Origin of the sequence: Pseudomonas sp. KK4, assembly GCF_001984065.1 — a bacterium.
Taxonomy (GTDB): Bacteria; Pseudomonadota; Gammaproteobacteria; order Pseudomonadales; family Pseudomonadaceae; genus Aquipseudomonas.
Map to the genome: position 1 here is coordinate 46,621 of NZ_LYVP01000021.1, position 20,232 is coordinate 66,852.

16 protein-coding genes are annotated in these 20,232 nt (G+C 60.4%); 1 reads left to right on the forward strand and 15 read right to left on the reverse strand.

Annotated elements, in window-relative coordinates; all coding sequences use genetic code 11:
- Positions 1-108: 108 nt before the first annotated feature.
- The 13 genes from nuoN to B0W55_RS10500 form a co-directional block, all read right to left on the reverse strand.
- Positions 109-1,572 (reverse strand): NADH-quinone oxidoreductase subunit NuoN, encoded by a 1,464-nt coding sequence (gene nuoN, locus B0W55_RS10440; protein ID WP_077045921.1) that lies wholly within the window; start codon positions 1,570-1,572, stop codon positions 109-111.
- Between the two features lie 7 nt (positions 1,573-1,579).
- A complete protein-coding gene (gene nuoM, locus B0W55_RS10445) occupies positions 1,580-3,112 on the reverse strand; it encodes an NADH-quinone oxidoreductase subunit M (RefSeq protein ID WP_077045922.1) in 1,533 nt (510 codons plus the stop codon).
- Positions 3,113-3,151: 39 nt separating this feature from the next.
- A complete protein-coding gene (gene nuoL, locus B0W55_RS10450) occupies positions 3,152-5,005 on the reverse strand; it encodes an NADH-quinone oxidoreductase subunit L (protein WP_077045923.1) in 1,854 nt (617 codons plus the stop codon).
- Positions 5,002-5,310: an NADH-quinone oxidoreductase subunit NuoK gene (nuoK, locus tag B0W55_RS10455; protein ID WP_007946416.1), complete on the reverse strand. Its 309-nt coding sequence runs from the start codon at positions 5,308-5,310 to the stop codon at positions 5,002-5,004. Before nuoK ends, nuoL begins: the two co-directional genes overlap by 4 nt.
- 2 nt (positions 5,311-5,312) lie before the next feature.
- Positions 5,313-5,816, reverse strand: a complete 504-nt coding sequence (gene nuoJ / locus B0W55_RS10460; RefSeq protein WP_077045924.1) for an NADH-quinone oxidoreductase subunit J — start codon at positions 5,814-5,816, stop codon at positions 5,313-5,315.
- Between the two features lie 9 nt (positions 5,817-5,825).
- Entirely contained in the window at positions 5,826-6,371 is a 546-nt protein-coding gene (gene nuoI, locus B0W55_RS10465) for an NADH-quinone oxidoreductase subunit NuoI (protein WP_178132024.1), read from the reverse strand.
- A gap of 12 nt (positions 6,372-6,383) precedes the next feature.
- Positions 6,384-7,391, reverse strand: coding sequence for an NADH-quinone oxidoreductase subunit NuoH (gene nuoH / locus B0W55_RS10470; RefSeq protein ID WP_077045925.1), 1,008 nt, complete (start codon positions 7,389-7,391; stop codon positions 6,384-6,386).
- The gene (nuoG, locus tag B0W55_RS10475) at positions 7,388-10,102 is read right to left on the reverse strand and encodes an NADH-quinone oxidoreductase subunit NuoG (protein WP_077045926.1); all 2,715 of its coding nucleotides are present in this window, start codon (positions 10,100-10,102) and stop codon (positions 7,388-7,390) included. Before nuoG ends, nuoH begins: the two co-directional genes overlap by 4 nt.
- A gap of 136 nt (positions 10,103-10,238) precedes the next feature.
- Positions 10,239-11,594, reverse strand: a complete 1,356-nt coding sequence (gene nuoF, locus B0W55_RS10480; RefSeq protein WP_077045927.1) for an NADH-quinone oxidoreductase subunit NuoF — start codon at positions 11,592-11,594, stop codon at positions 10,239-10,241.
- Positions 11,591-12,088, reverse strand: a complete 498-nt coding sequence (gene nuoE, locus B0W55_RS10485) for an NADH-quinone oxidoreductase subunit NuoE (protein ID WP_077045928.1) — start codon at positions 12,086-12,088, stop codon at positions 11,591-11,593. The genes nuoF and nuoE overlap by 4 nt, the downstream gene beginning before the upstream one ends.
- A gap of 2 nt (positions 12,089-12,090) precedes the next feature.
- The gene (nuoC, locus tag B0W55_RS10490; RefSeq protein ID WP_077045929.1) at positions 12,091-13,875 is read right to left on the reverse strand and encodes an NADH-quinone oxidoreductase subunit C/D; all 1,785 of its coding nucleotides are present in this window, start codon (positions 13,873-13,875) and stop codon (positions 12,091-12,093) included.
- 72 nt (positions 13,876-13,947) lie between these two features.
- Positions 13,948-14,622, reverse strand: coding sequence for an NADH-quinone oxidoreductase subunit B family protein (locus tag B0W55_RS10495; RefSeq protein ID WP_007946424.1), 675 nt, complete (start codon positions 14,620-14,622; stop codon positions 13,948-13,950).
- A gap of 10 nt (positions 14,623-14,632) precedes the next feature.
- Positions 14,633-15,046 (reverse strand): NADH-quinone oxidoreductase subunit A, encoded by a 414-nt coding sequence (locus B0W55_RS10500; RefSeq protein WP_077045930.1) that lies wholly within the window; start codon positions 15,044-15,046, stop codon positions 14,633-14,635.
- A gap of 787 nt (positions 15,047-15,833) precedes the next feature.
- On the opposite strand from B0W55_RS10500, the gene B0W55_RS10505 reads away from it, so the two are divergent.
- Positions 15,834-17,363: an MFS transporter gene (locus B0W55_RS10505; RefSeq protein WP_077045931.1), complete on the forward strand. Its 1,530-nt coding sequence runs from the start codon at positions 15,834-15,836 to the stop codon at positions 17,361-17,363.
- Between the two features lie 125 nt (positions 17,364-17,488).
- Here the strand turns inward: B0W55_RS10505 and aceA are convergent, their stop codons facing one another.
- Positions 17,489-18,814, reverse strand: a complete 1,326-nt coding sequence (gene aceA / locus B0W55_RS10510; RefSeq protein WP_046817165.1) for an isocitrate lyase — start codon at positions 18,812-18,814, stop codon at positions 17,489-17,491.
- A 475-nt stretch (positions 18,815-19,289) separates the two neighbouring features.
- A complete protein-coding gene (locus B0W55_RS10515) occupies positions 19,290-20,051 on the reverse strand; it encodes a secretin N-terminal domain-containing protein (RefSeq protein WP_077045932.1) in 762 nt (253 codons plus the stop codon).
- Positions 20,052-20,232: the final 181 nt, after the last annotated feature.

Genomic DNA, 20,232 nt, shown 5'->3' on the forward strand with positions numbered 1-20,232 from the left:
AGAGATTTACGGGTTTTCCGCAAGAGGGGAGGGCAGCGGTAAAAAATTCTACAAACAAAAAACGGCACCCGAAGGTGCCGTTTCTTTTCCTGCCAGATTCCTAAGCGATCAACCCGCCAATCCCGATTGCTGAACCAGGGTCAGCAGCGGTTGTGGGTACACGCCCAAGAAGAACGCGACGATGGCGATGGCCAGCAGCATCACGCCGCCTGCCTTCTGTTCCCAGTGCAGCTGGGCGTCGTGACGGCGCAGGTTCGGTTCGATCAGGTACAGGGTGACCATGACACGCAGGTAGTAGAACACGCCGATGGCGCTGCCCAGTACCAGGGAGCCGACCAGCCACCATTGGTGCGACTCGACGCCAGTGGCGATGATGTAGAACTTGCCGATGAAGCCCGCGGTCAGCGGGATGCCGGCCAGGGACAGCATCATCACGGTCAGTACGGCGGTCAGGTACGGACGGCGCCAGAACAGGCCGCGGTATTCGTACAGGGCGTCGGCGTCGCGGCCGTTGTACGGCGAGGACATCAGGGTGATCACGCCGAAGGCGCCGAGGCTGGTGATCACGTAGGTGACCAGGTACACGCCGATGGCTTCCACGGCCAGGCCTTTGCTCGCCACCAGGGCGATCAGCAGGTAGCCGAAGTGGGCGATGGACGAGTAACCCAGCAGACGCTTGAGGTTGCTCTGGGTCAGGGCCAGCAGGTTACCGAACAGGATCGACGCGATGGCGATGATGGTCAGTACGTTGCTCAGCACGCCGCTGCTCGCCGCTGGCGAAATCTGGAACAGGCGCACCATCACCGCGAACACGGCGACTTTGGAGGCGGTGGCCAGGAACGCTGCAACCGGTGCCGGAGCACCTTCGTAGACGTCCGGGGTCCAGAGGTGGAACGGTACCAGCGACAGTTTGAACGCCAGGCCGATCAGCATCATGCCCAGGCCCAACTGCGCCAGGGAGCTCGGCAGGCCGGTGGCCGCCAGGGCCTGGCCGATGCCGACGAAGCTCAGGGAGCCGGCGTCAGCGTAGAGCAGGGCCATACCGAACAGCAGGAACGCGGAACCGGCCGCCGACAGCACCATGTACTTGATGCCGGCTTCCAGCGAACGCTTGTTGAAGAAGGCGTAGGCCACCAGACCGTAGACCGGTACCGACAGCAGCTCCAGACCGATGAACAAGCCGGCCAGGTGCTGCGCGCTGACCAGTACCAGGCCACCGGCGGCGGCCATCAGGATCAGCAGGTACAGTTCTTCACGGTTGCCCGGGTAACCCGAACCGCCATCGCCCAGGTAGGCGTGGGCGAGGGTTACGCAGGCGAGGGTGGCGACCAGGATCAGCGCCATGTACAGGCAGGCGAAGGTGTCGATCTGCAGCAAAGGGGTCACGGCCAGAGGCGCGACTTTCAGGGCCGGCAGGATCGACAGCAAAGCCAGGTTCAGACCCGCCACCGACAGCAGGAAGGTCTGGGAGTGGTTGCGGCGCCAGGCGATAGCCAGCATCACCACGATGATCGTGGCGCTGGTGATCAACAATGGCGCAAGCGCAATAAAGTGTTGAATCGTGAATTCCATAGCGCTCTTACCGGGCCGAAGCGAGTTGAGTGAAGGCGGTGCCGAGCCATTGCTGCACGCCATGCATCGTAGCGGCAGAGGTATCGAGGAACGGTTGCGGGTAGACGCCGAGGTAAATCAGCAGCGCTGCCAGACCGACCACCATGATCATTTCGCGACCGTCCATGCCATGCAGCACCGCGTCCGATTTGGCCGGACCGAAATAGGCACGGTGGATCATGATCAGCGAGTAGACCGAACCGAACACCAGGCCAGTCGTCGCGATCACGGTGATCCATGGGGCGAAGTTGAAGGTGCCGATCAGGATCAGGAACTCGCCGACGAAGTTACCGGTACCCGGCAGGCCCAGGGAGGCGGCTGCAAAGAACAGGCTCAGGGCCGGCAGGTAGGCGATCTTCGACCATAGGCCGCCCATCTCACGCATGTCGCGGGTGTGGGTGCGTTCGTACAGCTGACCGCTCAGGATAAAGAGTGCGGCCGCGGACAGACCGTGCGCCAGCATCTGCATCACCGCGCCCTGCAGCGCCAGTTGGCTGCCGGAGTAGATGCCGATCAGTACGAAGCCCATGTGGGAAACGGACGAGAAGGCGATCAGACGCTTGATGTCGGTTTGCGCGAACGCCAGGAATGCACCGTAGAAGATCCCGATCAGACCCAGGGTCATGGCGATCGGCGCGAACTCGGCCGACGCGTTCGGGAACAGCGGCAGGGCGAAACGCAGCAGACCGTAGGCCGCGGTTTTCAGCAGGATACCGGCCAGGTCGACGGAACCTGCGGTCGGTGCCTGGGCGTGAGCGTCAGGCAGCCAGGAGTGGAACGGCACGACCGGCAGCTTGACCGCGAAAGCGATGAAGAAGCCGAGCATCAGGATGTACTCGGTGGTGAGCGACATCTTGGTTTTCAGCAGGTCGGCGTAGTTGAAGGTAATCACGCCGGTGTCGTTGTAGTTGACCAGCACCAGACCCAGGATCGCCACCAGCATGATCAGGCCGGACGCCTGAGTGAAGATGAAGAACTTGGTCGCTGCGTAGATCCGGGTTTTCTTGCCGTCCGAAGAACTGTGACCCCAGAGCGCGATGAGGAAGTACATCGGCACCAGCATCATTTCCCAGAAGAAGAAGAACATGAACAGATCGAGGGCCAGGAACACGCCGACGACACCGCCCAGGATCCACATCAGGTTCAGGTGGAAGAAGCCAACGTGACGTTGAATCTCTTTCCACGAGCAGAGTACCGAGAGGACACCCAGCAGACCGGTCAGCAGGATCATCAACAGCGACAGGCCGTCGAGGGCCAAGTGCACGTTGATGCCGAAGCGCTGGATCCAGACGTGTTTGAATTCAATCACCCAGGTCGGATCGGCGCCCGGCGCCGGAGCAAACGAATAGTCGCCATGGGCCCACAGCCAGAGGCCGAGAGCGAGTTCCAGGGACATGGTCAACAGCGCAATCCAGCGGGGGAGGGTGGCGCCGAAGCGCTCACCCATCCAGCACAGCAGGCCGCCGATGAAGGGGATCAGGATTAGCCAAGGCAGAATCATGACGGGCTCAATTCCTTTCGCAAGTTCGCAAGGTTCATATCAGACCGCTACCAGCACGACAGCGCCAATGACCAGCACGGCACCAGCAGCCATCGAGGCGGCATACCAACGCAGTTGACCGGTCTCGGTACGGCTCAGGGCGGTGTGACCGCCTTTGGCCATGCGCGGGATCAGACCGATGGTCTGGTCGAGCGGGTCTTTGCGCAGCATGTGGCTGATCGCCAGGTATGGCTTGACGAACAGTTTGTCGTAGATCCAGTCGAAGCCCCAGGCAGCGAACCACCAGGCCGACAGGAAACGGCCGATGCCGCTGTTGGCGATGGCGGTGACGAAGCGGCGCTTGCCCAGGAACAGCAGCGCGGCCAGCAGGATACCGGCCAGGGCGATGGCGCCCGAAGCGATTTCCAGACTGTGCTTGGCTTCGCCGCCGGCATGGCCGACGCTTTCCGGCAGTACGCCGTGCAGTGGCGGAACGATCATCGCGCCGATGGCGGTGGACAATACGATCAGCACCGACAGTGGCAGCCAGTGGGCAATGCCGTGACCGGCATGGGCTTCGGTCTTCGCTTCACCGTGGAACGCGATGAAGATCAGGCGGAAGGTGTACAGCGAGGTCATGAACGCGCCGACCAGACCTGCGTAGAGCAGACCGTGGTTGCCGCTGGCGAACGCTTCCCAGAGGATTTCGTCCTTGGAGTAGAAGCCTGCGGTCACCAGTGGCAGGGCCGCCAGGGCCGCACCGCCGACGATGAAGCTGGCGTAGGCCAGCGGCAGTTTCTTCCACAGGCCGCCCATCTTGAAGATGTTCTGCTCGTGGTGGCAGGCAACGATCACCGCACCGGAGGCAAGGAACAGCAGGGCCTTGAAGAAGGCGTGGGTCATCAGGTGGAAAATCGCGCCATCCCAGGCACCGACGCCCAGGGCCAGGAACATGTAGCCGATCTGGCTCATGGTCGAGTAGGCGAGGATTCGCTTGATGTCGGTCTGGACCAGCGCGGCAAAACCGGCCAGGACCAGGGTCACGCCACCCACCAGGCCCACCAGGTGCAGGATTTCCGGCGCCAGGGTGAACAGGCCGTGGGTACGGGCGATCAGGTAGACACCGGCGGTCACCATGGTTGCGGCGTGGATCAGTGCCGAAACCGGGGTAGGACCGGCCATCGCGTCCGCCAGCCAGGTTTGCAGCGGCAGTTGCGCGGATTTACCGACAGCGCCGCCCAGCAGCATCAGGGTGGCCAGGACCATCCAGGTGTCGCCAGCCTGGAATTTCTGCGGTGCCAGCACCAGCAGTTCCTGAACGTTCAGCGTGCCCAGTTGGGCGAACAGGATGAACAGGCCGATGGCCATGAACACGTCGCCGATACGGGTCACGATGAAGGCCTTGAGTGCGGCGTTACCATTGTTGCGGTTGCTGTAGTAGAAACCGATCAACAGGTACGAGCACAGGCCCACGCCTTCCCAGCCGAAGTACAGGAACAACAGGTTATCGCCCAGGATCAGGAACAGCATGCTGGCGATGAACAGGTTGGTGTAGGCGAAGAAACGCGAGTAACCGTCTTCACCACGCATGTACCAGGAGGCGAACAGGTGGATCAGGAAGCCGACGCCCACCACCACACCAAGCATGGTCACGGACAGACCATCCAGGTACAGGGCGAAGTTCGGCGTGAAGCCTTCCACCGCCATCCAGCGCCACAGCACTTGAACGTAGGCGCCACCTTCCGGTGGGGCCACGTTGAACTGCCAGATCACGTAGGCGGTGACGATCGCCGACAGGCCGATGGAGCCGACGCCGATCAGCGCCGCGAGGTTTTCCGAGATGCGTCCACGGGAGAACGACAGCAGCAGGAAACCAATGAGAGGGAATACGAAAGTCAGAAAGAGTAGGTTCATCCGCGCATCTCACTGGCAGCGTCGATATCGAGCGTGTGGAAGCGGCGATACAGTTGCAGCAGGATCGCCAGGCCGATACTGGCCTCGGCGGCTGCCAGGCTGATCACCAGGATGAACATGATCTGTCCATCCGGCTGCGCCCAGCGGCTGCCGGCCACGATGAACGCCAGTGCGGAGGCGTTCATCATCACTTCAAGACTCATCAACACGAACAAAATGTTGCGGCGGACCATCAGGCCGACCAGACCGAGGCAGAACAGGATGCCGGCGACCGCCAGACCATGCTCCATAGGGATAGCAGGCATCGTCATTGCTCCTTGGCTTCGTTGCGGCCCAAGTGGAACGCCGTGACGGCTGCGGCAAGCAGCAGCATCGAGGCGAGTTCGACCACCAGCAGGTAAGGACCGAACAGGCTGATGCCCACGGCCTTGGCGTCTACGGTGGTGTGGCCGACGGCCTGACCGCTCTGGTGGGCGAACAGCACATACAGCAGTTCAACCAGCAGCAAGGCGGCGAGGGCGACCGGGCCGCCCCAGATACCGGGCTTGAGCCAGACGCGCTCTTGCTGAACCGAGGCGGGCCCCAGGTTCAGCATCATCACCACGAACACGAACAGCACCATGATGGCGCCAGCGTAGGCGATCACTTCCAGGACACCGGCAAACGGTGCGCCGAGGGCGAAGAACGTCATGGCCACGGCGATCAGCGAAATGATCAGGTAGAGCAGGGCGTGCACGGGGTTGGTGTTGGTGATCACGCGAAGCGTGGACACCACAGCGATACCCGATGCGAAATAGAAAGCGAATTCCATCTTTCTTCCTTAAGGCAGCAAGCTCTTCACGTTGATCGGTTCGGCTTCATTCTGCGCGGAGCCTTTCGGCTTACCGGCAATCGCCATACCTGCAACACGATAGAAGTTGTAATCAGGGTTTTTGCCGGGGCCGGAGATCAAAAGATCTTCTTTCTCGTAAACCAGGTCCTGACGTTTGAACTCGGCCATCTCGAAATCCGGTGTCAGCTGGATCGCGGTGGTCGGGCAGGCTTCCTCACAGAGACCGCAGAAAATGCAGCGCGAGAAGTTGATGCGGAAGAAGTCCGGGTACCAGCGACCGTCTTCGGTTTCAGCTTTCTGCAGCGAGATGCAACCGACCGGGCAAGCCACGGCGCACAGGTTGCAGGCCACGCAGCGCTCTTCGCCGTCGGGGTCGCGGGTCAGGACGATACGGCCACGGTAGCGCGGCGGCAGGTAGACCGGTTCTTCCGGATACTGCAGCGTGTCGCGCTTGCGGAAGGCGTGGCCGAAAATCATCACCAGGCTGCGAAGCTGGGTGTAGAGGCCATGCACGATGTCAAAAATGTACTTCATGATTCTCTATCCTCACTGAGCCGCGACGGCGGGCGTGTTGAGCAACACGATCGCAGCGGTCACCAGCATGTTGACGAGGGTCAGCGGCAGGCAGAACTTCCAGCTGAAATCCATCACTTGGTCATACCGTGGGCGCGGAATGGAAGCGCGCAGCAGGATGAACATCATGATGAAGAAACCGGTTTTCAGTGCGAACCAGATGAACGGGATCTGCGGCAGGATGCCGAACGGACCGTGCCAGCCACCGAAGAACAAGGTCACCAGCAGTGCCGAAATCAACACGATGCCGATGTACTCGCCGACGAAGAACATGCCCCATTTCATGCCGGCGTATTCAATGTGGTAACCGTCGGCCAGTTCCTGTTCCGCTTCCGGCTGGTCGAAGGGGTGACGGTGAGTCACGGCCACGCCTGCGATGAAGAAGGTCAGGAAACCGAAGATCTGCGGAATGATGAACCACAGGTGCTGGGCCTGGTAATCGACGATGTCGCGCATGTTGAACGAGCCGACCTGAATCACGATGCCCATCAGCGACAGGCCCATGAACACTTCGTACGACACGGTCTGGGCCGAGGCCCGCAAGCTGCCCAGCAGGGCGAACTTGTTGTTGCTCGACCAACCGGCGAACAGCACCGCGTAGACCGACAGACCGGCCATGGCGAAGAAGAACAGGATGCCGATGTTCAGGTCCGCCACGCCCCAGGTCGGGGTGATCGGGATGATCGCGAAGGCAATCAGCAGGGCGCTCATGGCCACGACCGGTGCCAGGGTGAAGATCATCTTGTCGGCGAACGGTGGGGTCCAGTCTTCCTTGAAGAACATCTTGATCATGTCGGCAGCGATCTGGAACGCGCCGAACGGGCCGACGCGGTTCGGACCGTAACGGTCCTGCCAGAGGGCGAGCAGACGACGCTCGACCCAGCTGAGCAGGGCGCCGCAGACCACCACGGCAAGCAGGATCACCACGGCCTTGAGGACCGCGATGATGATGTCGATCACTTCAGGAGTGAACAAGGTCATTGCGCTGCCTCCTGCAGACCGTCAACGGATTTGCCAAAGATTGCTGGCGGAATGCCGGCAATGCCCGCAGGCAGTGCCACCAGACCAGCGCCCAGCTCTTCATTGATGCGCAGCGGCAGACGCAGGGCCTGGCCGGCTACGTTCAAGCTCAGCAGGGCACCGTCGTTGACGCCCAGGCGGTCGGCTTCGGACTTGGCCAAAGCGACGTAGGCAGCCGGAATGCGTTCCTGAACCGGCGCGGCTTTCGAAGAGTTCTCTTCGCTGCCGAACAGGTGGAAGAACGGCACAACCTGCCAGGTACCCTGGGCCGGGTTGAACGCGCGCGGAACGTTGGCGAACCAGTTCAGCGAGTCACCGGTGCTTTCGATCAGGCGGGTGCCCGGGTCGCCGGCACGGATGTGACCACCGACTTCGTCCTGGAACTTGTTCCAGGCCTGCGGCGAGTTCCAGCCCGGAGACCAGGCGAACGGCACTTGCTGACGCGGTTCGGCCGAGCCCGAGTAACCTTCCATGGAGAAGGCGAACGCGGTGTCCTTGTCCTGCGGGGTACGCGGTTCGTGCACGCTGATGTCGGCGCGCATGGCGGTACGACCGGAGTAACGCAGCGGTTCACGGGCCAGTTTCAGACCCTTGATGCGGAACGCGGCGGACGGTGCGGCGTCGACGATGCGGTTGAGCAGCGGGGTGCTCGAGGCGACGGCGGCGGTGACGTGGTCGAGTTGGGTCCAGTCGATCGGCTGGTTCAGCAAGGTGGCGCGCAGGGCATGCAGCCAGCGCCAGCCTTCGTGAACCAGGATGCTGGCGTCCATGTACTTCGGATCGAACACCTGGAAGAAACGCTGGGCGCGGCCTTCCTGGCTGACCAGGGTACCGTCGCCTTCAGCGAAGCTGGCAGCTGGCAGGACCAGGTGCGCGCGATCGCTGGTGGCGGTCTTCTGGTGGTCGGCAACGATCAACACTTGGGCGGCGCTCAGGGCAGCGTCGACCTTGGCCTTGTCGGTGCGGGTGTACAGATCGTTTTCCAGCACGACGATGGCGTCGGCCTTACCGTCGATCACCGCTTGCAGCGCGGCGTCGACCGATTCGCCACCGAGCATGGCCAGGCCCAGGCTGTTGGCCTCTGGCACGATCAGGCTGATGGAACCGTTTTTCTCGCGCAGCTTCAGGGCTTTGGCGATGTTCGCGGCGGCTTCGATCAAGGCTTTGGAGCCCAGGGAAGTACCGGCGATGATCAGTGGGCGCTTGGCCGCGAGCAGGGCGTCGGCGATACGCTTGGCCAGGTCCAGGGCTTCGGTGTCCAGGCCTTCGACGGCCGGTGCGCTGGCGTCCAGGGCGTGGGCCACGGCGAAACCGATGCGGGCCAGGTCGTCGGGCGCGGCGTGAACGCACTCTTCGGCGATGTCGTCGAGCTTGGTTTCAGCCAGGCTGGCAATGAACAGCGGGTTCAGCGCGTGCTGACCGATGTTCTTCACCGCAGCGTCGAGCCAAGGCTGGACGCGCATGGCGTCGGCCATGTCTTCAGCTTTACCCTTGACCGATTGACGCAGGGACAGCGCCATGCGGGCAGCGGTCTGGGTCAGGTCTTCACCGAGGACGAACACGGCGTCGTGGTCTTCGATGTCGCGCATGTTCGGCACAGGCAGCGGGCTGTCTTTCAATACCTGCAGGACCAGGCGGATGCGTTCCAGCTCACCGGCTTCGATACCGGAGTAGAAGTGCTCGGCACCGACCAGCTCGCGCAACGCGTAGTTGCTTTCGAGGCTGGCGCGGGGCGAACCGATACCGACGATGTTGCGACCGCGCAACAACTCGGCCGCTTTATCCAGGGCTTCGTCCAGGCTCAGCTTGGCGCCGTTGGCCAGCAGTGGCTGACGCGGGCGATCTTCGCGGTTGACGTAGCCGTAGCCGAAACGGCCACGGTCGCACAGGAAATACTGGTTCACCGAACCGTTGAAACGGTTTTCGATGCGACGCAGTTCGCCGTAACGCTCGCCCGGGGAGATGTTGCAACCGCTGGAGCAGCCATGGCAGATGCTCGGCGAGAACTGCATGTCCCACTTGCGGTTGTAGCGCTCGGAGTGAGTCTTGTCGGTGAACACACCGGTCGGGCAGACCTCGGTGAGGTTGCCGGAGAACTCGCTTTCCAGGGTGCCGTCTTCAACGCGACCGAAGTACACGTTGTCGTGGGCGCCGAATACACCCAGGTCGGTGCCGCCGGCGTAGTCCTTATAGAAGCGCACGCAGCGGTAGCAGGCGATGCAGCGGTTCATTTCGTGGGAAATGAACGGGCCCAGTTGCTGGTTCTGGTGGGTACGCTTGGTGAAGCGGTAACGGCGCTCGTTGTGGCCGGTCATTACCGTCATGTCTTGCAGGTGGCAGTGACCGCCTTCTTCACAGACCGGGCAGTCGTGAGGGTGGTTGGTCATCAGCCATTCAACGACGCTGGCGCGAAACACTTTCGCTTCTTCGTCGTCGATGGAGATCCAGCTGCCGTCGGTGGCGGGGGTCATGCAGGACATGACGATCCGACCACGCTTGTCGTTCTCGTCGGTGTACTGCTTGACCGCGCACTGGCGGCAAGCGCCAACGCTGCCAAGGGCGGGGTGCCAGCAGAAATAAGGGATATCGAGGCCTAGCGACAGACATGCCTGTAACAGGTTGTCTGCCCCATCGACTTCGAGCTCTTTGCCGTCTACGTGGATAGTGGCCATGGTTCAAAGTTCTTCGTTGGCCCGGTGTCAGCGGGCGTGGCTAATGGAATCTTGTTGTCCGCGCGAATCAACACAGCCGTTGAAGGCGTCATCGCGGGAAAAGCGAAAGGCACGGACCCTTCGCTTTTTTAAAGCGTTAAGCGCCGACTACGATCGGCCTGGCCAGAGGCGGGACGGCGGCGCTGGTAGGCGCGATGCCGGCTTCGAACTCGTGGCGGAAGTATTTGATTGCGCTGCCCAACGGCTCCACGGCGCCCGGTGCGTGAGCACAGAAGGTCTTGCCTGGGCCGAGGAAGCCGACCAGACCCAGCAGGGTCTCGATGTCGCCGGCCTGACCCTGACCGTTCTCGATCGCGCGCAGCAGCTTGACGCTCCACGGCAGACCGTCACGGCACGGGGTGCAGAAACCGCACGACTCGCGGGAGAAGAACTCTTCCATGTTGCGCAGCAGGGACACCATGTTGACGCTGTCGTCCACCGCCATGGCCAGGCCGGTACCCATGCGGGTGCCCACTTTGGCGATGCCGCCGGCATACATTTGCGCGTCCAGGTGTTCCGGCAACAGGAAGCCGGTACCGGCGCCGCCGGGTTGCCAGGCCTTGAGCTGGTAACCGTCGCGCATGCCGCCGGCGTAGTCTTCGAACAGTTCGCGACCGGTGATGCCGAACGGCAATTCCCACAGGCCCGGGTTCTTGACCTTGCCGGAGAAGCCCATGAGCTTGGTGCCCATGTCTTCACTGCCCTCGCGGGACAACGATTTGTACCAGTCCACGCCGTCGGCAATGATCGCCGGCACGTTGCACAGGGTTTCGACGTTGTTCACGCAAGTCGGCTTGCCCCACACGCCAACGGCGGCAGGGAAGGGCGGCTTGGAGCGTGGGTTGGCGCGGCGACCTTCCAGGGAGTTGATCAGTGCGGTTTCTTCACCGCAGATGTAACGCCCGGCGCCGGTGTGGACGAACAGTTCGAAATCGAAGCCGCTGCCCAGGATGTTCTTGCCCAGAAGGCCCGCGGCCTTGGCTTCTTCCACGGCACGGTTGAGGTGCTTGGCGGCGGTGGTGTACTCGCCACGCAGGAAGATGTAGCCACGGTAGGTTTTCAGCGCGCGAGCACTGATCAGCATGCCTTCGATCAGCAGATGGGGCAGTTGCTCCATCAGCATGCGGTCTTTCCAGGTGTTCGGCTCCATCTCGTCCGCGTTGCACAGCAGGTAGCGGATGTTGATGGATTCGTCTTTCGGCATCAGGCCCCACTTCACGCCAGTGGGGAAGCCTGCACCGCCGCGGCCCTTGAGGCCGGAGTCTTTGACGGTCTGGACGATGTCGTCCTGGGCCATGTCGGCGAAGGCCTTGCGTGCAGCGGCGTAACCGTTCTTGGCCTGGTACTCGTCGAGCCAGACGGCTTCGCCGTCGTCACGCAGGCGCCAGGTGAGCGGGTGAGTCTCGGCCGAACGCTTGATGCGGTTGGCAGGACCGAAGGAAGTCAGGGTCATACGTAGCCCTCGAGCAATTTGGCAACGCCTGCTGGCTGCACATCACCGAACGTGTCGTCGTCGATCATCAACGCCGGCGCCTTGTCGCAGTTGCCGAGGCAGCAGACCGGCAGCAGGGTGAAACGACCGTCGGCGGTGGTTTGACCCAGGCCGATGCCGAGCTTGCTCTGGATTTCGCTGACCACCGACTCGTGGCCGCCGATGAAGCAGACCATGCTGTCGCAGACGCGAATGATGTGGCGGCCGACCGGCTGACGGAAGATCTGACTATAGAACGTCGCCACGCCTTCAACGTCGCTGGCCGGAATGCCAAGGATTTCGCCGATGGCGTACAGGGCGCCGTCCGGCACCCAGCCACGTTCCTTCTGGACGATCTTCAGGGCTTCGATAGACGCCGCGCGCGGGTCTTCGTAGTGATGCAGCTCGTGCTCGATGGCCGAGCGCTCGGTTTCACTCAAGGTGAAACGGTCTGTCTGGATAAGCGTGCTGTTCATGCTTAGCGGTCCACGTCGGCCATAACGAAATCGATACTACCCAGATACGCGATCAAGTCCGCGACCATGCTGCCTTTGATCACCGAAGGGATCTGCTGCAGGTGCGGGAAGCTTGGGGTACGAATCCGGGTGCGGTAGCTCATGGTGCCGCCATCGCTCGTCAGGTAATAACTGTTGATGCCCTTGGTCGCTTCGATCATCTGGAAGGATTCGTTGGCCGGCATGACCGGGCCCCACGAAACTTGCAGGAAGTGCGTGATCAGGGTTTCGATATGCTGCAGCGTGCGCTCTTTCGGCGGCGGCGTGGTCAGCGGGTGATCCGCCTTGTACGGGCCTTCCGGCATGTTGCGCAGGCACTGGTCGATGATCTTGATGCTCTGGCGCATCTCCTCGACGCGCACGATGCAACGGTCGTAGGCATCGCCATTGGCCGCCAGCGGTACTTCGAACTCGAAGTTCTCGTAGCCGGAGTACGGGCGCGCTTTACGCAGGTCGAAGTCGCAACCGGTGGAACGCAGGCCGGCACCGGTGACACCCCATTCCAGGGCTTGCTTGGTGTTGTAGTCGGCGACGCCGATGGTCCGGCCACGCAGGATGCTGTTGTCCAGGGCGGCTTTCTGGTATTCGTCCAGACGCTTGGGCATCCACTCGACGAAGTCCTTGACCAGTTTTTCCCAACCGCGCGGCAGGTCGTGGGCGACGCCACCGATGCGGTACCAGGCCGGGTGCAGACGGAAACCGGTGATGGCTTCGATCACGGTGTAGGCGCGCTGACGGTCGGTGAAGGTGAAGAACACCGGGGTCATGGCGCCGACGTCCTGGATGTAGGTACCCAGGAACAGCAGGTGGCTGGTGATCCGGAAGAACTCGGCCATCATGATGCGGATGACGTCGACCTTCTCGGGCACCTTGATGCCGGCCAGCTTCTCGACCGAGAGCACGTACGGCAGGTTGTTCATCACGCCGCCGAGGTAGTCGATACGGTCGGTGTACGGAATGAAGCTGTGCCAGGACTGACGCTCGGCCATCTTCTCGGCACCACGGTGGTGGTAGCCGATGTCCGGGACGCAGTCGACGATCTCTTCACCGTCCAGTTGCAGGATGATGCGGAACGCACCGTGGGCCGAAGGGTGGTTCGGACCCAGGTTGAGGAACATGTAGTCCTCGTTCGGGCCGGAGCGTTTCATGCCCCAGTCTTCAGGCTTGAAGCGCGCGGACTCTTCCTCGAGCTGTTGCTTGGCCAGGGTCAGGCTGAACGGATCGAATTCGGTGGCACGGGCCGGGAAGTCCTTGCGCAGCGGGTGACCTTCCCAGGTCGGCGGCATCATGATGCGCGACAGGTGCGGGTGGCCTTTGAAGTCGATGCCGTACATGTCCCAGACTTCACGCTCGTACCAGTTGGCGTTCGGCCAGATGCTGGTGACGGTCGGCAGGCTGAGGTCGCTTTCGGACAGGGCGACCTTGATCATGACGTCACTGTTACGTTCGATCGACATCAAGTGATAGAACACAGTGAAGTCGGCGCCGCTGGGCAGCCCTTGACGCTTGGTGCGCAGACGCTCGTCCACGCCGTGCAGGTCATAGAGCATGACGTACGGCTTGGGCAGGTTGCGCAGGAAGGTCAGGACTTCGACGAGTTTGGCGCGGGCAACCCAAAGCACCGGCATGCCGGTGCGGGTCGCCTGGGCGGTAAACGCCTCAGGGCCAAAACGGTTGTTCAGTTCGACGACCACATCCTGGTCGTCTGCCTTGTAAGGCGGGATGTACAGAGCACTGCCTGTAGTCATGGTTATTTATCGCTTTCGGTCAACGTAAAGAATGAAGCCAGTTGTTCGTTTCTGTGAAACAGCAGAACTGGATCAGACTTCGTCGGGGCTGCGCAGGTTGGTGACTGCGATTCGCTGTTCGCGGCGCTTTTCCTTTTCGGAAGGCATCTCGGCGCGATAAACGCCTTGATCGCCAACGACCCAGGAAAGCGGGCGACGCTCCTGGCCAATCGACTCCTGCAGCAGCATCAGGCCTTGCAGGAAAGCTTCAGGGCGGGGCGGGCAGCCAGGCACGTAGACGTCCACGGGCAGGAACTTGTCCACCCCTTGAACGACGGAGTAGATGTCGTACATGCCACCGGAGTTGGCGCACGAACCCATGGAAATAACCCATTTCGGTTCGAGCATTTGCTCGTACAGACGCTGGATGATCGGTGCCATCTTGATGAAGCAGGTACCGGCGATAACCATGAAATCCGCCTGACGCGGCGATGCCCGGATAACTTCGGCGCCAAAGCGCGCGATGTCGTGGGGCGCCGTGAAGGCGGTGGTCATTTCCACATAGCAGCACGAAAGACCGAAGTTATACGGCCACAGGGAGTTCTTTCGCCCCCAGTTGATCGTGCCGTTAAGCACGTCTTCGAGCTTGCCCATGAAAATGTTTTTGTGGACTTGATCTTCTAACGGATCGGAAACGGTTTCCCGTTCGCCAATCGGATACTGCTCGTTAGGAGCATCGGGGTCGATCCTGGTGAGATTGTATTGCATTGCCAAAGCCTCATTGTTTCAGCTTCGCTTGCCGCTTGCGCCGAGCTTCCGGAGCCCAGTCAAGGGCGCCCACTCGGAATAGGTAGACAAGACCTGCCAACAGAATTGCTATGAAAACGAGAGCTTCGACGAATCCGGTCCAGCCGCTTTCGCGGACGGACACAGACCATGCAAAGAGAAAGAGGGCTTCGATATCGAAGATCACGAACAGCATCGCGACCAGATAGAATTTTGCGGAGAGCCGCAAGCGGGCGCCACCTGTAGGTAGCATGCCGGACTCGAACGGTTCGTTTTTGCTGCGGCCCCAGGCTTTTGACCCGAGGAGGCTGGAAACGCCCAGCATGAAGGCACAGAGGCCGATGACGCCTAGAAGGAAAATGGCAAAGCCCCAGTTGTGGGCCATGAGTCCTGTCGCTTCGGGCATGCTGGTAATCCTTAACAGAGAGCAAAGGTCTCTGAGCTTGAAAAGAAACAAAGCAGTGACGATATGTCGCAGCAATCAATCCCGCTGATTTTATGGCACAACACCCTGCAAGTAAAATTCCTATAGCGAAATTATTTATAGGAATAAGGACATAGCGCACCTGCAAACCTACGCAGCCCATGCGTTGCGGGCATTAGCCGGGTTTTCGTCAATAATGTTTTGTAGGGGGCGTAATGAATATAGTTGGCTATAAATGATAATCAATATTGTTTGTGATGGTTTTTAAACTGTTTAAGGTGTGGCGAGTTGGGAAGTTGTCTTATATGGGCGTTATTGCATGTAGCGGCGGCGTAGGTTTCAGCTGATTTTTGTGGCGTCGTGCTCATGTGGGGGCGGGCTTGCTCGCGAATGCGGTTCAACATTCAGCGTTGATGTCAGCTGACCTGCCGCATTCGCGAGCAAGCCCGCTCCCACAGAAGATCTGTGGTGGATGATATTTCGTACGCAAAAAAACGCCCCGAACCAGTCGTATCGTAGCGAGCGTGATCCTACGCCAAGGGCCCGGCTCGCAAAGCTGCCACTGTATGGAATTGTTGCGAGTTGATTTTGATTGTTCCTCAGGTTTTGCCGGGGTGGGATAGTGAGGTTGCCGGGTGTAAGCAGTTTCCTACGGACCCTGATTTTTAAAGTGTGAGATTTGTCTCTTTCGAAGATTGGCTTGAATCTCTGGGATGGATGGCTGCCAAGCACCTCTTCAAAATAGCCAACCCTTCAAGGAGAGCCACCAATGCAAGGAGCAGTATCCCCCCTGTTCTGCATCATCCAGGACCGCTCAAAGGCCATGGCCTTGCTGGTGATCATGCTTCCAGTCTTGCTGGTGACCATCGATAACACGATTCTCAATTTCGCTTTGCCTCAAATCGCTGCCGCCCTGAATCCGTCTGCTGCCGAGCAGCTATGGATGATCGATGCCTATTCGCTGGTGCTGGCTGGATTGTTGGTGACCATGGGCAGTTCCGGAGACCGCTTCGGTCATCGACGAATGCTATGTCTGGGGTGTGTGGGTTTCGCAGGGGTGTCGGTGGCTGTGGTGTTTTCACAGCAGGCCTGGCATCTGATTGCGGGGCGTGCGCTGTTGGGTTGTTTCGGCGCAATGGTTTTGCCTGCAACCCTGGCGCTGATCCGTACCGCATTTGAGGATCGAGAAGAGCGACGCCTGGCGGTGGCGGCCTGGGCCACTTGCCTGACCGTTGGGTCGGCATTGGGGCCGCTGCTGGGTGGTGTGTTGTTGCAGTATTTCGATTGGCAATCGGTTTTTCTGGTTGCTTTGCCGTTCTTGCTGCCTGTGGTGTTTTTGGTGCCGATGATCACCGAGTCGCCACGACAGATGGGAAGGTCAACCGATTACCTGAGCATTTTGCTGAGCCTCGGGGCTATGACGGGGGTGATGTTAAGCCTCAAGCATCTGGCTACGGTCGGCTTCGACGGTCAGGCAGTTCTCTGGGCACTGTCCGGCGTATTGCTAGGGATGGCTTTCGTGCGTCGCCAGTTAACGTTGGAGCAACCGCTGTTGGACCTAAGGTTGTTTGCCTCTTGCGCATTCAGCGTGTCCATTGCGACGAATCTTGTGAGCCTGGGCTTGTTGATCGGTTTCATCTTCTTCACCAGCCAATTGCTGCAGCTGGTCTTTGGGTTGTCCCCGTTGCTGGCCGCCTTGGTTCTGGTGCCTGGGCAGGTTTTGGCGATTGTCGCCGGCATCGCCATCGTGCCAGTAGTGCAAAAGAAAGCACCGAACAGGGTAGTTGCCGGCTGTTTGTTACTGGCAGCAGCGGCTTTCGCAATGATGGCATTGTTCGTAGCTACTGCACTGACCGTGGGTGTGGCTTTCGTATTGCTCAACGCCAGTGTCGCTGCCATCACCACCGTGACCAACGATCTTGTGTTGGGCTCGGTGCCGCCTGAAAGCGCCGGCAGTGCCTCGTCTGTCAGTGAAACGGCTTACGAGGTTGGCGTGGTATTGGGTACCACGTTGATCGGAGGGTCGGTAGCCGTGCTGTATCGATTGTCTTTTGCTGTTCCCGAGGGAGTGTCTGAGAGAGTGATTGACGCAGTTGCAACGTTGGGAGGAGCGCACGCCGTCAGCCAAACCCAGCCCGAGGAAATGGCCATACAAATTCTGGAAGAAGCGAACGCTGCATTTACAAGTGGCGTGATGACCACGAGCACCGTTGTGACGGGCTTCATCTTGCTGTTTGCGCTGGTTGCATTCCGTTATTTGCGCGTGAGAGGTTCCGTGGAGCCTGTCGAAGGTCACTGATAGGCCATCGAGGGCATTGATTTGTGGACAAAAAAACGCCCCGAACCAGTCGGGGCGTCAGATGGAGCGGCATTGCGGTTAGCTGTCTATCCGGTCCGCAACGGCCGTTTGCTCAGCGAAGCGGATCAGTGGAACTGTTCTTCTTCAGTCGAGCCAGTCAGTGCGGTCACCGAGGACGAACCGCCCTGGATCACGGTGGTCATGTCGTCGAAGTAGCCGGTGCCCACTTCCTGCTGGTGAGCCACGAAGGTGTAACCCTTGGCGGCGTCGGCGAATTCCTGCTCTTGCAGCTTCACGTAGGCAGTCATGTCGTTGCGGGCGTAGTCGTGCGCCAGGTTGAACATGCTGTGCCACATGTTGTGAATGCCGGCCAGGGTGATGAACTGGTGCTTGTAGCCCATGGCGGACAGTTCGCGCTGGAACTTGGCGATGGTCGCGTCGTCCAGGTTCTTCTTCCAGTTGAAGGAAGGCGAGCAGTTGTACGACAGCAGTTGGTCCGGGTATTCCTTTTTGATCGCTTCGGCGAAGCGACGGGCTTCGTCCAGGTCCGGCTTGGCGGTTTCGCACCAGATCAGGTCGGCGTACGGTGCGTAGGCCAGACCGCGAGCGATGGCCTGGTCGAGACCGGCGCGCACTTTGTAGAAGCCTTCCTGGGTACGTTCGCCAGTCACGAACGGCTGGTCGTACGGGTCGCAGTCCGAGGTCAGCAGGTCAGCGGCGTTGGCGTCGGTACGGGCCAGGATGATGGTCGGAGTGCCTGCAACGTCGGCTGCCAGACGGGCAGCGGTCAGCTTCTGCACGGCTTCCTGGGTTGGAACCAGTACCTTGCCGCCCATGTGGCCGCATTTTTTCACGGAAGCCAGTTGGTCTTCGAAGTGAACGCCGGCGGCGCCTGCTTCGATCATGCTTTTCATCAGTTCGTAGGCGTTCAGTACGCCGCCGAAACCGGCTTCGGCGTCAGCCACGATTGGCGCGAAGTAGTCGATGTAGCCGTCGTCGCCCGGGTTCTTGCCGGCTTTCCACTGGATCTGGTCGGCGCGACGGAACGAGTTGTTGATGCGCTTGACCACGGTCGGAACCGAATCCACCGGGTACAGCGACTGGTCAGGGTACATCGATTCGGCGGAGTTGTTGTCCGCAGCCACTTGCCAGCCCGACAGGTAGATCGCCTGGATGCCGGCTTTGACTTGTTGTACGGCCTGGCCGCCGGTCAGGGCGCCCATGCAGTTGACGAAATCTTTCTCAGGACGGAAGGCTGGCTTGGCACCCTGGGTGACCAGGTTCCACAGCTTCTCGGCGCCCATTTTTGCAAAGGTGTGCTCAGGTTGAACCGAGCCACGCAGACGGACGACGTCAGCAGCGGAGTAAGTGCGTGTCACGCCTTTCCAGCGCGGGTTTTCAGCCCAGTCTTTTTCGAGGGCTGCAATTTGCTGTTCGCGTGTCAGTGCCATGGGAGATAAACCTCGTCGCGTCTTTTATGAAAAGTTGTTCTGCGGTGGAAAATTCCTGCGCTCGCTGACCAGAAGCTTAGGTGGTCAAGTCGGGTTCGGCGGGGAGGGCGACGGGATGAACGATGGGCTCGAGGGGAAGTGAGCAGGTAAAGGCGGACTGCTGGCGCATTCGGGCGTCGTGGGCCTTGGTACGAACATCAGTGTGGTGCCGGGTTACCTAATTACGCTTCCGTCCCTCGGGACAACTTCGTTCCAGTCGACAACCTCGTCAAACACACCTTGTGGGCGGTACAGACACGAAGCGGTTCGCGGGGTAGGTGCGAACATCGCCTCGAAGGCCCTTGCCAGGGCCCCTGATTAGCGGGAGCGAGGCCATCATGCCTTTGCTTTTTTGGCTCGTCAAACGTTTTGTAGTGCTTTTTTTCAAGCACTACATCTTTGGTCTAACACGACTGGTTAGTCAGTTTTCGGTGGTTTAGTCCAAGGCATCGACTTTTACCCGCAGGGTCATGTCGTTGCGACTCTGGGTAGCGTAGCTGCGGGTCAGGCCCTGTTTATCGGCCTGGGTCTGGCCGTTTACCCCGGCCAGCAGGATCCATTCGCCCAGGCGTCCGGTGACGGTTGTGTCGGTGCTTTGCACGTTCACTACATCGGGACGTTCCTGGCTCATCCGGTCACGGTTGGTACTGATCGACAGGTGGACGATCTCGCCGGTGACGCTGGCGGTGACGTAAAAGCCCTGGGTGACATTGCGGTATTCGGTCTGGCTGCGCAGGTCGCCGTAGGAGTCGGTCTGGCTGCTGGTCAGCGGTACGCTCTGGCCGACCTGGATCAGCGCCGGCATGCCGTCGGTGGCCTGGACTTGCTGGATGCCGCCGTCGCGGCTGTCGGTGCTGCGATTGATGATGCGCACCTGGCTGGGCTTGCTGCCGTTCACCGAATAGCCCTGGTCGCCCTGGACATTGTTTTCGTTGGTGTCGACGGTGATCAACAGGCGTTTCGGTGCGGTATCGAGTTGGCTCAGCAGGGTCTTAAGTTCGTCGATCTTGCGCTGATCGGCAGTGACGATGAGCTGATTGCCGTAGGCGCTGACCTGGCCTTCCTTGCCGATGAAATCCTGCGCGACCGGGAGCATGTCGGCGCTGGTGTGATAGTTCAAAGGCACAACTTCAGTGGCGGCCAGGACTGAAAAGCTGCAGGTCACCAGTAGGGTGGTGAGCAGGGCGCGTAGGGACATATCCGTTATCTCCGCATTCAAAGGCTTGATATTGCCACTTTGTCGGCCCTGGGGGAGGCAAATTGAATCGCGGACAGAAAAACGCCCCGGCATCCGGAGGATGCAGGGGCGTTTCGGGGGGGGCTTCAGGCTTTTGCGGCGTAAATGCTTTTGTGGCGAGGGAGCTTGCTCCCGCTGGGCT

Bases quoted from the DNA above. Each gene is read 5' to 3' on its own strand.
- nuoJ (WP_077045924.1), bottom strand. From the start codon at position 5,816: ATGGAATTCGCTTTCTATTTCGCATCGGGTATCGCTGTGGTGTCCACG.
- nuoH (WP_077045925.1), bottom strand. From the start codon at position 7,391: ATGACCTTGTTCACTCCTGAAGTGATCGACATCATCATCGCGGTCCTC.
- nuoI (WP_178132024.1), bottom strand. From the start codon at position 6,371: ATGAAGTACATTTTTGACATCGTGCATGGCCTCTACACCCAGCTTCGC.
- nuoM (WP_077045922.1), bottom strand. From the start codon at position 3,112: ATGATTCTGCCTTGGCTAATCCTGATCCCCTTCATCGGCGGCCTGCTG.
- B0W55_RS10495 (WP_007946424.1), bottom strand. From the start codon at position 14,622: ATGCAATACAATCTCACCAGGATCGACCCCGATGCTCCTAACGAGCAG.
- nuoC (WP_077045929.1), bottom strand. From the start codon at position 13,875: ATGACTACAGGCAGTGCTCTGTACATCCCGCCTTACAAGGCAGACGAC.
- nuoN (WP_077045921.1), bottom strand. From the start codon at position 1,572: ATGGAATTCACGATTCAACACTTTATTGCGCTTGCGCCATTGTTGATC.
- aceA (WP_046817165.1), bottom strand. From the start codon at position 18,814: ATGGCACTGACACGCGAACAGCAAATTGCAGCCCTCGAAAAAGACTGG.
- nuoG (WP_077045926.1), bottom strand. From the start codon at position 10,102: ATGGCCACTATCCACGTAGACGGCAAAGAGCTCGAAGTCGATGGGGCA.
- nuoK (WP_007946416.1), bottom strand. From the start codon at position 5,310: ATGCCTGCTATCCCTATGGAGCATGGTCTGGCGGTCGCCGGCATCCTG.
- B0W55_RS10500 (WP_077045930.1), bottom strand. From the start codon at position 15,046: ATGCCCGAAGCGACAGGACTCATGGCCCACAACTGGGGCTTTGCCATT.
- nuoF (WP_077045927.1), bottom strand. From the start codon at position 11,594: ATGACCCTGACTTCCTTCGGTCCTGCCAACCGCATCAAGCGTTCGGCC.
- nuoE (WP_077045928.1), bottom strand. From the start codon at position 12,088: ATGAACAGCACGCTTATCCAGACAGACCGTTTCACCTTGAGTGAAACC.
- B0W55_RS10505 (WP_077045931.1), top strand. From the start codon at position 15,834: ATGCAAGGAGCAGTATCCCCCCTGTTCTGCATCATCCAGGACCGCTCA.
- B0W55_RS10515 (WP_077045932.1), bottom strand. From the start codon at position 20,051: ATGTCCCTACGCGCCCTGCTCACCACCCTACTGGTGACCTGCAGCTTT.
- nuoL (WP_077045923.1), bottom strand. From the start codon at position 5,005: ATGAACCTACTCTTTCTGACTTTCGTATTCCCTCTCATTGGTTTCCTG.